The organism is Corallococcus aberystwythensis, from assembly GCF_003612165.1.
In the GTDB taxonomy this organism is placed as follows: domain Bacteria; phylum Myxococcota; class Myxococcia; order Myxococcales; family Myxococcaceae; genus Corallococcus; species Corallococcus aberystwythensis.
Genome location: NZ_RAWK01000312.1, coordinates 1 through 10,680, shown reverse-complemented (window position 1 = coordinate 10,680; position 10,680 = coordinate 1). Strand labels below are relative to the sequence as shown.

The window sequence follows — 10,680 nt, the reverse complement described above, 5'->3', positions numbered from 1 at the left end:
GGACGGGGCGGCGTCCGGGGGCGCGGCGGCGGTGAGGGCGGCCTCCAGCCCCGCGGCGGTGAGCGCCTCCAGCTCCATGGAGGTGGGGGTGTCCGTCCCGCCGGACTCGAAGACGCGGTGGGCGCGGGCCCACTTGTCATAGCGGGTGCCGCAGCGGGTGCAGGCGTGGGCGTGGCGCAGGAGCCGCGAGGATTCGGGGGCGGACAGCTCCCCCAGGGACCAGCGCGTCAGTCCCGCGTCCACATGTCGTTCGTACCACTTCATGGGAGGCTCCCGAATGGGATGGCGCACAGCAGGGCCAGGGTGGCCAGGAGGGCGCCCAGCTGCAGGCGTCCCGGTGCGACGTCACTGTCCAACCAGCCCGAGTCCTTCAGGTGCTCGGTGAACTGCAACCGCAGGCGGCGCTCGCGCACCCGCACCTCGCCGCGGGTGAGCTTGAGCTGGTCGGCGGCGGACTCCTGGGACAGGCCGTCCATGAATCGCAGCTGGGCCAGGGCGCGCCCCTCGGCGGGCAGGGCCTCCAGGAAGCGGCGCACGAGCGTGCGGACCTCGGCGCCCAGGGCCTCTTCCTCCGGGCTCTTGGCCTCGGTGGAGGCGTGCGTGAGCTCCGGCGCGTCATCCAGGGGGATGGCCTCCCGGGCCACGCGGCCGGAGGCGCGCATCAGGTCGATGGCGGTGGAGCGCGCGACGGTGAGCAGGAAGCCCAGGTAGGGGCGCACGCCGTCGTAGGCCTGGCGCATGTTCGGGCGGAAGGCGCGGACGAAGGTCTCCTGGTGGGCGGCGTCCAGGTCCAGGGGCGTGAGCGCGACGGAGCGCATGCCCGTCTCCGAATGGACGGAGAAGCGCCGGGACAGGTAGCGCAGCACTTCGGGCGAATAGGTCCGGTAGACCTGGGTGAGCACGGCGGTGTCACCCCGGCGGAAGGCCTCCAAGACTGACCGCTCGGTTCCTGGCAGCACGCGGAAGGCTCCATCCGAGGGGCCCGGCCGGGCCCCTTCTGGAAATGAGATACGAAATGACCCCGAAATTCAGGTCGTCGCCACACGCACGGCGCGCGTTTTCTTGAGCCCGGGCGCTGGCTTTCAGAGCCAGCGGCCACGGGTTCGAATCCTGCATCGAGCGTCGGGGAGGTTCGCGGCCCGCACCGCCTTGGCTCCGGGGACTCTGGAATGTGGGAACTTGCCGTACGCTCCCACGACCATGTCCCAGGTCGTGCCTTCTCCTGAGCTTCCGCAGAACGACAGCGAGGCGAATGCCTCCCGTCCTCCGGAAGCGGACGCACTGGAGTTGTTCCGCCTCACCCACTTGGGAAAGCGCGACGGGTGGGCCGAGGCGGTGGCGCTGCTCACCGCGGCCGTGGACCTCATCTCGGCGTCATGGATCCTGGGAGCCGTGGCGCGGTCCAACAACGCCGGGGTCATCCCCCTTTCGGCGGTGCTCCTGGGTGTGACGGGCGTGGCCGCGGGCTTCTACATGGGCCGGCCCTGGGCGCGGCATGCGCTGCTCATCACCCTGGCGGTGCTGACGCTCATCGGTTGGGTGAAGTGGAGCGAAGACGCGAGGCCCCTGCTGTTGATGGCCTTCCTCTTCTTCACAGGCTGCGCGCTCTTCGCCCACCGCAGCGCGCGCAACCAGCTCTTCTTCCAGCGAGACGTCCCGCGTCCGGCACTGGAGCGTTATCGGGCACGGCAGCAGGACAACCCCATGGCGCACCATGCGTGGCGCTACGGCCTGGCCGCGCTGATCACGCCCCTGTTCGCGCCGCTCGCCGTCTTCTGTGGCGCGTGGGCGCTCCGGCTCGTCGTGGAGGGCAAGGCACGGCCCCCCGTCGGCCGCGCCGGGCTGGCGTTCGGGGGGCTCGTGCTGGGGAGCGCGGTCCTGGCGCTGTGGTACTTCAGGGGGCTGGAGCTCTACATCGCCCTGACAAGCCTGCTGCGCGACCCACGTTGAGGGGCGCTACGGGAACGCGTCCACCACGGTGTAGCCCGCGGTCCGGGGAAGCAGGGCGGCACCGGGCTTGGAGCCCGACTCCAGCGGCCAGAAGCCATCGTCGTTCCCGAGGACGAAGCAGACCGGGTAGGTACGGCCGTCAGGCGTCTCCGCTCGCGTGTAGCGGCCCATGACCCGTTCTCCCCCTGTCCACAGCCGTCCGTAGAGCAGGGTGCCCTTCGGAAGCCCGCCGTATTCTTCCTCCTGGACGCTGATGATGTCTCCGTCGTGCACGGCGAGCATGTCGGCGGCGGCATCCAGGCGGTCGGGATAGCGGATGTCGACCGTGACGGTCACCTTCGCATCCCGCCGCAGCTTCAACGCCTTCATCGCCTCCAGCGCTTCCGTGGGACACCGCTGGGGCTTGGGCACCACCTGAGCACCCGAGCATGCGATGAGGGTTGTCGCCGCACCGGCAACCCACGTGCAGCCGCGTGAAAGCGAACGGCCGCGGACAGGTGGATCCTGCTTCAAGGGAATGCTCATGGCGTCCTTCTCCTGCCGAAGCGGCGCGGGGGAAGGAGGGGCCGCTCCGGACGCGGCAGCTTGGTCGGGCCCAGGCGCCCGCGCCACGGGAGGCATGGAAGGGGACGCGGACGCATCCATGCCGGGCCTTGAAAAGAGTCCCAGGCTCCAGCCCAGACACACCATGGACACCACGCATGTGAAGCCCACGGCCCCGTGACGCCACAGGGCTCGCAGCGTCTGTCGGCGGCGCACCGTGCTCGCGGCGAGGATGTCCTGGGCCTCCATCCGGGCGACATGTCGGGGAACCCGGCGACGCAGCTCGCGGGCTTCACGAAGGCGCTGGATCCGGTCCGGGCGCTGGAGACGTGCGTGCTGGAGCGGCACCTCCTGACCCGGAGCCACCGGCCCTTCCATCCCGGGCGCCTCCTCTGTCGTGCGTGAAGAATCAGAGGGCGGTGTGGCCCAGTCGAACAGGGGCAGGTCCCAGGTTGCATCCGCATGGGGCAGGACCTGATGCAGTTCGGAGGCCAGGGCGGATGCGCTGGCAGGTCGTGCTTCGGGCGCGAACGCGAGCAGCCGGACGACGTGTGACGCCAGCGCATCCGGCACCCGCGGGTTGGGCCATGCGCGCGCGGGTTCTTCTCCTTCCAACGTGAGCGCTGGATAGCTGTCGGTCAGCAGTCGGTGGAAGGTGACTCCCAATGCGTACAGCTCATCCGCGACGCCGTAGCGAGGGCACTCCCGCGACGGCGCTGCCATCCGCCAGCGGTGCAGCTGGGGACTCAAGTAGTGAGCCGTGCCAGGAGGCAGCTGACCTGTTCCGGTCAGGGGTTTCGCTTCGGGATGCCAGCCCGCCCCCCAATCCAGCAGGGTCAGCCGTCCACCGGGCTGGACGCGGAGGTTGTCGCCTTTGACGTCGCGATGCAGGACCCCGTGCTGGTGCGCGAAGGCCAGGACTTCCACGGCTTGGATGAGCAATGCGCCCACCTCGCGGGCCGTGGGGTTGCGCGCGCGGGCCCACTCATAAAGCGACTCGCCGGCCACGTGCTCCATGACCAGGAACGGATGGCTCCCGGAACCCGGCCGCCATGCTCCGGCCTCCACGAAGCGAGGCACGCCTGGATGCCGCAAGAGGGACAGCACCTCTGCTTCGCGTGAGAACCAGGGACTGTCGGGTTGGCGGGCCAGCTTCAGGGCGTACCGCCTGCCGCGAGGACGGTGCTTCGCATGAACGACGTAGACCGTGCCGTACCCGCCTGACGCCACTCGACGGAGGACGCGCCAGGGACCGATGGGGGTGCCCGGAGGAAGTGCATCCGCCATCAGCAGCAAGGCAGGCCGGGCAGGGCCATGGGGCTTCTGAGCGGGCTGGGTGGATGCTGGATGTTGAGACTCGCCGGGCGTTGCCTCGTGCGGGCTCATGGCGCCACCTCTTCCCAGCGGACGCCGCGTTCGCCCTTCGCGTCCAGCAGCTCCAAGGTGAAGTGCGTCCCCGGAGGCAGGTCCGGAAGCGCGTTCCACTCCACCACCACGGTGGCTCGCTCCCCAGGCGCGAGCTGCTTCACCTGCATGAGCAGAGGGAGCTCACGGGCGGGCAGTGCGTTGGGCCCGCGTGGTGTCATCCGAGCGAAGCCCGGTATCCAAGGGGCGCTCCCCACGACGTTGAACAGCGAGGTCGACAGGGCACGTGCGTTCTCCGTGCGGTAGAGCACATGGGGGCTCGTGGCGCGCATGCCCGGGCTCGCGGAAGGCTCCCCGAGGTAATCCACCGCGACACCTTTTCGAGTGATTGCCCCCGTCAACACCGCGCCACCCAGCCCACTGAGCGCGCACTGCGCACGCAGCGGCGCGAGTCCCGCCTCGGTGACAGCGCACCGGGCCCGCAGGTCCGCGAGCTCCTTCCCCAAATCCTGCGCGGTGCGTCCCTGCCGGAGCACCTCCACCTGCGAATCCACCTCCGCCTCCACGGTCGTGAGCACGAAGCCCACCTGCGTGGGAGCACCGGCTCCAGCGAAGCGCACGGTGAGCACCGGCTCCTTGCCGGCGGGGATGTCCATGGACGCCTTGAGCACGAGGACGTCTTCATGCACCGCCACGCGAGAGAAGAACGGCGCGAGCACGCTCCGGTCCACGGACTCCGGAACGATGGGCGCATCGAAGGTGACGGTGGTCACCTCATGGGCGGCGACATGCAGCGCAATCAGCACCGGAGGCTCCTCCGCGCGCAGGGTGAGTTGCCGGGCCTTGCGCTCCCGCATCACGGGAGTCCGGGACTGCGCCACCGCCGTGGTGCCCATCAGGACCGTCAGCACCAGGGGCATGACCGAAGTGGACAGCGACATCACGGGTCACCTCCATCCTTCAAACCTAACAGATAGGGCTGACACGCATGGGCGTCCACGGGCCTGGGAGACCTGGATGCATCGGCCGGAGAAAGGAAAACCCAGCCTACCTCAAGGGTTCTGAGGGGAAAGCCCTACTCGAAAGTCGCGGGCGGGCGCCCTACGACCGCCGCCCCGTCTTCCGCGCGAAGTACGTGCGGTTGAACGTCCCAAGCCCCCACATGCGAGGGTCGTCAGGGTGCTCCGCCTTCGCCAGGGACTCGTCGCTCTGTTCCGCGAGCCAGCGCATGAACGCCTCCCGCGACGCGAAGGTCTGCTTCGCCTGCGAGTCCCCCTGGATGTACCGGAGGCCCTGCGCGTACGTGCCATCCGCGGACCTCCACAGCGCGCGGGACACGCCTTCGCGCGGATCCAGGACGATGGACAGGTCCGCCCCCGCGTCCAGCAGCTCCGCCACCCGCTGCGCCAGCGCGCGTCCGTAGGGCCGTGCGTCGAAGTGGGCCTCCGCGCGGGCCTGCTCCTTCGCGTCCTGCTGCCGCCGTGCCTCATCCCTCCACCGGATGCGCGGTGGACCCTCCGCCTCGCAGACGATGGACAGCCCGATGTCTCCCAACCCGGGCGCCGACGCGTGATACCGCTGCATCCGCTCCCGGACCTGGGCGCGCGGTGCCTCCGGCAGCGAACCGAAGGTCAGCGCTCCATCCGGCGCCGTGAAGATCAACGTGTCATCATGGAGCGTCCCTTCGTGCTTCAACGACGCGGACAGCTCGATGCGCGCCAACCCACGGGCTCCGCGTTCAGCGTGCAGCCAGCGGAGGATGTCGGAGTCTTCGGTCAGGAGGGCGGAGGTCATGGCTCGGGCCGTGACTCTCGCACGGCGTGTGACGCCGGTGTCCGAATCAGAGGGCTGACATTCCTGTCGCGCTCCAGGGCCATTCCCAGGGTCCTCCGAGTACGAACCCAGGGCGCCCGCATCAGGGCAGGCCCTGGCCACGGGCTTGCAGAACGTGGCGCCATCAACTCCCACGGCCGTCGCGTGACGGCCCCTTCACCCTGGACGACATGACTGCTCGACACTTCATCGCATCGCTGGCGCTGACCTCCTGCCTGGGCGCGTTGCCGGCGGCGGCGCAGGAACCCTCGAACTCCGGGCTCGCGCTGGGCGTGCGTGGCGCCTTTGGCATTCCGGCGGGCGACGCCGGCACGGACCTCTCGCTGAAGGACACGTTCGGCAGCACCGTGGCGCCGCAGGTGGACGTCTCCTACTTCTTCAACCGGCGGCTCTCGCTGGGAGCCTATTTCCAGTACGGCATCGGCTCCGGTCCCGGTGACGAGTGCTCGGACGGCGCGGACTGCAAGGCCAAGGTCCTGCGCTTCGGCATCGACCTGGACTACCACTTCCGGCCGGACGGCTTCGTCTCGCCCTGGGTGGGCGTGGGCGTGGGCTATGAGATCGGCTCGCTGGAAGTGGGCGAAGGGGCGGGGAACTCCTGGTTCAAGCTCGAGGGCTATGACCTGGGCCACGCCCACTTCGGCGTGGACCTCCAGCTCACCCGCTCCATCGCGGTGGGGCCCTACATCTCCGCGTCCGTGGGGCAGTACAACAAGGCCACGATCCGCTTGGGCAACGCCGCGGAGCTCAGCGACGACCTCTCCAGCGACGAGAAGCAGATCCACGTCTGGATCCAGCCGGGCGTGCGCGTGCAGTTCCGGCTGTAGTCCGCGTTCCTCGCGCGCTCACGTCTCCGGCGAAGGAGACGTGGGGGCGGGGAGGGGATAGAGGACGCGGTAGTCGATGCGGTGGTGGTAGGCCGCCAGATACGGCGCCCCCGCGATGTCGATGACCACCTGTTGGGGCGGCGTGGGCTGCTGGTGCATCCACGCCTCCGCCTCCGCCTTCGTGGCGAAGGACAAGCCCGAGGGCTTGAGTTGTTCATCCGCCATGGCCTGGAGGTAGAAGCCCAACGTTTCTGCCCGGACCAGGTGGGTTCTTCCGGTGGACGGAACGAACATGGCGGTATGGTAGTCGTCCCCGATCAGCACGGCGGCGACGCGGACCGGCCACCTCCGAGCGGCCATGGCCGCCTCTGCCTCTGCCTTCGTGGCGAACCGGCCGATGACAAGGGGCGGGGCGGCGGCATGGAGACTCTGGACGTACTCCTCGAATGCCTGGTCCTGGCCGGTCGCACAGATGAATTGGATGGCATTCGCGGCGACGCGGATCGCCTCCTCACTGCCGGGCGTCGTCGGTGCGTCGTCGAGCAGGATCCGCCCGAGTACTTCCAACTGGTCGAATGGATTGGTCACGGCACGGTCTCCGCCAGTGGCAGTTCGGACGCACCTTCGGTTGCCATGAGCAATGCGGGAGCCAGTACAACCAGTCCCGCACCCGCGGAGACAACAACGAAGGCAACCCCCGCGACGACGACGACAGCGCCAACCAGAAGGGACTTACGGTGTCGGCTTGCCCAATCCGACAACGCTTCCAGCGAGGTTACTTTCTGGGGCTGGAGCTGCTCTAGCTTGATGCAGTCCTGATAGGGCGGCAGACACTGCTCGTTGCAATAGGCTTCCTTGCCACCATCGCCGCGTGGAACGCGGACATGGCCGAACCCCTTGGGGACTGGGCGACTCTTGCACTGCCTCATGCACTCAAGATGTTCCGCATCACAGTCTCGCACGGAGCGCGCGGTCCGCACGATGCGCCGGCCCTCGGGAGCCTTCACGTAGCGGGCGAGGTCGAAGTCCCCGGCGGGCCGCCACTCCTGGGTGAAGCTCCCATCCGGAGCCTCCCGCAGGAGCAGCACCTGGCGGGGAAGCTCCTCCGGCGACGGCGGAGCCACCGCCGCGCGCGTCGCTCCACAGGCCGCGAGCCACACGCAGAGCGCCACGGCCGTGACGCTCCTCCCCACCTGACTCCAGACACGCATCCTGCAACCGCTCAGAACGCGCTGCCGTTCGCCCGGCGGCCCGGGGTCGACAGGTAGAGGTTGCCGCCCACGTTGTAGCAGAGGCCCCAGGACCCCGTGGCGCTCGTGTCCGGGGAACGGTTGAACGAATAGCCCTGGTACACGAAGACGTCGGCCGTCAGGTACGAATGGCTGTCCTGCACCGTGCCGTCCGCGCGCACCAGGTACACCGCGTCGCCCGCGCCACTCTGGTTGAGGCCGCGGTCGAACCGCAACCCGTAGCCGTTGTTGTTGGCGTACGTCGCGTACTGCGCCCCCACCGGCACCGCGGACACCCCCGAGTACACCACGTACGCCTTGCCCGCCGGCAACACCGTGCCGGACACGAACGTGTGCCGCGCCGCCTCCACGCCCGAGTACGACTTCGCGTCGTGGATCTTCCAGCCGCTCAGGTCCACCGACCCCGGGCCCGCGTTGTAGATCTCCACGAACTGCTGGTCGTAGTCCGGCGTCGTCCCACCCGTGGCGGGCGGGTCGGGCTGCGGCAGGTACTCGTTGATGAAAACCTGCTGCGTCGGCCGCGTCAGCGTGAACACCCCATCGCTCACGTCCGACACGTCCGCGCGCGTCGAGTCCACCACGCGCACTCGCGCGGCCGTGGAGGACTCGTTCGGAACCGTCCACGTGTAGCGGCCACCGGCCGCCGCCACGCCTGCCGCCACCGAGCGCCACACCGTTCCGTCCAGCGTGTACGTGATGTCCACCTGCGACACGCTGCTCGACGTCCAGGTGATGTTGAACGTCTGGCCCGCCTGCAGCGTCTCACCGCCGTTGGGCGCGGTGAGCTTCACGCTGCGCGCCTGCGCGACCGTCCCGAAGTTGAACTGGCTGAAGATGGGGTAGTGGTCCGACGTGGTGTTCTTGTAGTTGGCGACGCCCGGCTTGATCACCTTCGTGGGCGCCACGTAGTACTTCGCCAGTTCGTTCGTCACCAGCTGATGGTCGATGAACTGGCTGTTGCTCACCGTCGAGCGCTCCCCGGACTCCGACAGCGGCTGGGTGAGGAACTTGTAGCGCGCGGGGTCGTTCACCAGGTTCGCGTAGGGCGACGGGGCAGGTTTCGCGGGGTCGGGATACTGAGCCGGCAGGTAATAGATGGACTCGTCCACGTCGTCGTTCCAGTCGCCCAGCACCATCACGTTCTGCGTCGGCAGGGACGTGTCCATGTAGTCCTTGAGGCACGCCGCCGCGCCCTGACGCCGCGCATAGGAAGGCGAGTCCGCGTACGCCTTCATGTGCAGCACCATCACCGTCAGATCCACCTTCGAGGCGCTGCGGATCACCTTGAGGTCCACGCGCAGGGGCGGCCGGTAGGCGAAGTCCTGCGCGCACTCCGTCAGCACGACGTTCGCGCTCACCAGCTCCACCGCGTCCGTCTTGTAGAGCAGGCCCACCTTCTGGTCCGCCGGGCCGTAGTAGTAGCCACTGGCGAGCAGGCCGCTGTAGCCGGGGAGCCCTGCCGTCAGCGAGTTGAACGCGGCCTCGCCGACGATCTCCGCCACGCCCAGCACGTCCGGCCCCGCGTCCGCGATGACCGCCGTCACGTTGGCCATCTGCAGCGCCTCGTCGCTCGGGCCGTTGCCCGCCGTCGCGTCGCCGAACCACTCGATGTTCCAGTTGCCCACCTTCAGGGTCGCCGTCGTCGTGCCGCCGTCCGTCGTCGTGCCGCCGTCCGTCGTCGTGCCGCCATCCGTCTTCGTCCCGCCGTCCGTGATGGGACCCCCGTCGGGCAGATCCCCGGACGACGTCTTCACGGGCAGCTGGATGACCGCCTCCGCGTGCGCGCCATTGGCGTCCTCCACCCGCAGCGTGAACTCATACAGCCCCGGACCCTGCGGCGTGCCGGTCAGCACCCCGTCCTCCGTCAGGTCCAGGCCCGGCGGAATCGCCCCGTCCGCCTGCGACCAGGTCAGCGGCGGCGTCCCGCCCGTGGCGCTGAAGGTGAAGGTGTAGGCGTGGCCCTCGGTCGTGCCCAGCAGCGGCGACGCCGTGGTGATGACGGGCGCGGGCCACACGCGCAACGCATAGCCTCGCGTGTGCTGGGCGCCCTTCGCGTCGCGGACCACGACGGTCATCGTCCACTCGCCGTCCGCCGTCGCGGGGCCCACCAGCCGCCCGCTGTCTCCATAGAAGGAGAAGCCCGGCGGCACCTGGTCCACCGAGTACGTCAGCGGCGCCGTGCCGCCCGTCGCCGTGAATACCTTCTCGAAGGGCGCGCCCACCGTGGCCGCCGGCAGCGCCACCTGCGGCAGCACCGGCCCCGTGGACCCTGGCTCCTCCGAACCACAGGCAGCCAACGTGACGAGGGAGGTGACGAGGACGAGCGACGCGAGCGCTCGGAGGGACCGGGACGACATAAAGGAACGCTCCAGCACCGGGCCCGCCCCAACGCGGCCTCCCCGGAAGAGGGCACGCACCTTAACGTGTCTGCCATCCGACTGTCGCGAGCCCCCCCTACTTGCACCCCGGCGGAGCGCCTGACGCACTGCCACACGGCAATCGATGGCGCACTTCGCCGTCCTTCACGGACAGCGCGGAAGGCTTTGCGCCCGGTCCGCACGTACAGTTGGATGGCTTCGAGCAGACGGAGGAGACGCGTCATGGCCGAGAAGTGGGACAGGCAGTTGATGGATTTCCTCAAGCGCACCGGCGAGGACCTCAAGCGCACCACGGACGACCTCCGCGGCGAGGCCGAGCGCCTCCTCAAGGAGGTGAAGGACCCGGAGAAGCAGGCCAAGGTGAAGGAAGGCCTCGTGCAGCTGCGCACCTGGGCCACCGTCACCACCAAGACGGCCGCGGAGAAGATTGAGACCGCCGTGCGCCGCGTGGAGACCACCGTCGAGGAGGCCTTCAAGCCCGGCGCCGGCGGCCCCACGCCCCCTGCGTCCCCCGTCGAAGGCAAGGCCCCCAAG

At 69.2% G+C, this 10,680-nt stretch carries 9 protein-coding genes and 2 pseudogenes; 3 read left to right on the top strand and 8 right to left on the bottom strand.

Features of this window, described 5'->3' with window-relative positions:
* A pseudogene (locus D7W81_RS35490) lies at nt 1–264 on the bottom strand (hypothetical protein); the annotation flags it as partial.
* Nucleotides 261–932 carry an RNA polymerase sigma factor gene (locus D7W81_RS35485; RefSeq protein WP_244227665.1) on the bottom strand — a complete coding sequence of 224 codons (672 nt, stop codon included), beginning with the start codon at nt 930–932 and terminating at the stop codon, nt 261–263. The gene D7W81_RS35485 and the pseudogene D7W81_RS35490, both read right to left, overlap by 4 nt.
* 247 nt (nt 933–1,179) lie before the next feature.
* Here D7W81_RS35485 and D7W81_RS35480 point away from each other — a divergent pair, with 247 nt between their 5' ends.
* The gene (locus D7W81_RS35480; RefSeq protein WP_120559810.1) at nt 1,180–1,950 is read left to right on the top strand and encodes a hypothetical protein; all 771 of its coding nucleotides are present in this window, start codon (nt 1,180–1,182) and stop codon (nt 1,948–1,950) included.
* A gap of 6 nt (nt 1,951–1,956) precedes the next feature.
* Here D7W81_RS35480 and D7W81_RS35475 read toward each other — a convergent pair whose 3' ends face one another.
* The 3 genes from D7W81_RS35475 to D7W81_RS35465 all read right to left on the bottom strand — a co-directional run bounded on the left by D7W81_RS35475 (nt 1,957) and on the right by D7W81_RS35465 (nt 5,652).
* Nucleotides 1,957–3,879, bottom strand: coding sequence for a serine/threonine protein kinase (locus tag D7W81_RS35475; protein WP_120559809.1), 1,923 nt, complete (start codon nt 3,877–3,879; stop codon nt 1,957–1,959).
* A complete protein-coding gene (locus tag D7W81_RS35470; RefSeq protein WP_120559808.1) occupies nt 3,876–4,799 on the bottom strand; it encodes a DUF2381 family protein in 924 nt (307 codons plus the stop codon). Before D7W81_RS35470 ends, D7W81_RS35475 begins: the two co-directional genes overlap by 4 nt.
* 160 nt (nt 4,800–4,959) lie before the next feature.
* Entirely contained in the window at nt 4,960–5,652 is a 693-nt protein-coding gene (locus D7W81_RS35465) for a hypothetical protein (protein WP_120559807.1), read from the bottom strand.
* Between the two features lie 209 nt (nt 5,653–5,861).
* Here D7W81_RS35465 and D7W81_RS35460 point away from each other — a divergent pair, with 209 nt between their 5' ends.
* On the top strand, nt 5,862–6,518 hold the full coding sequence (locus D7W81_RS35460) for an outer membrane beta-barrel protein (RefSeq protein ID WP_120559806.1): 657 nt from the start codon (nt 5,862–5,864) through the stop codon (nt 6,516–6,518).
* Nucleotides 6,519–6,536: 18 nt separating this feature from the next.
* On the opposite strand, the gene D7W81_RS35455 is transcribed toward D7W81_RS35460, so the two are convergent.
* The 3 genes from D7W81_RS35455 to D7W81_RS43845 are packed head-to-tail and all read right to left on the bottom strand — an operon-like array spanning nt 6,537 to nt 10,125.
* Nucleotides 6,537–7,106, bottom strand: coding sequence for a head protein (locus tag D7W81_RS35455; RefSeq protein WP_120559805.1), 570 nt, complete (start codon nt 7,104–7,106; stop codon nt 6,537–6,539).
* Nucleotides 7,103–7,690: a hypothetical protein gene (locus D7W81_RS43850; protein ID WP_244227664.1), complete on the bottom strand. Its 588-nt coding sequence runs from the start codon at nt 7,688–7,690 to the stop codon at nt 7,103–7,105. Before D7W81_RS43850 ends, D7W81_RS35455 begins: the two co-directional genes overlap by 4 nt.
* A 50-nt stretch (nt 7,691–7,740) precedes the next feature.
* On the bottom strand, nt 7,741–10,125 hold the full coding sequence (locus D7W81_RS43845; protein WP_244227663.1) for a lamin tail domain-containing protein: 2,385 nt from the start codon (nt 10,123–10,125) through the stop codon (nt 7,741–7,743).
* Between the two features lie 243 nt (nt 10,126–10,368).
* Between D7W81_RS43845 and D7W81_RS35440 the strand changes: the two are divergent.
* A pseudogene (locus D7W81_RS35440) lies at nt 10,369–10,680 on the top strand (transcriptional regulator); the annotation flags it as partial.

What these genes read in the sequence shown, in the direction of transcription:
- D7W81_RS35470 (WP_120559808.1), bottom strand. Translation starts at nt 4,799, where the DNA reads ATGTCGCTGTCCACTTCGGTCATGCCCCTGGTGCTGACGGTCCTGATG.
- D7W81_RS35465 (WP_120559807.1), bottom strand. Translation starts at nt 5,652, where the DNA reads ATGACCTCCGCCCTCCTGACCGAAGACTCCGACATCCTCCGCTGGCTG.
- D7W81_RS35475 (WP_120559809.1), bottom strand. Translation starts at nt 3,879, where the DNA reads ATGAGCCCGCACGAGGCAACGCCCGGCGAGTCTCAACATCCAGCATCC.
- D7W81_RS43845 (WP_244227663.1), bottom strand. Translation starts at nt 10,125, where the DNA reads ATGTCGTCCCGGTCCCTCCGAGCGCTCGCGTCGCTCGTCCTCGTCACC.
- D7W81_RS35460 (WP_120559806.1), top strand. Translation starts at nt 5,862, where the DNA reads ATGACTGCTCGACACTTCATCGCATCGCTGGCGCTGACCTCCTGCCTG.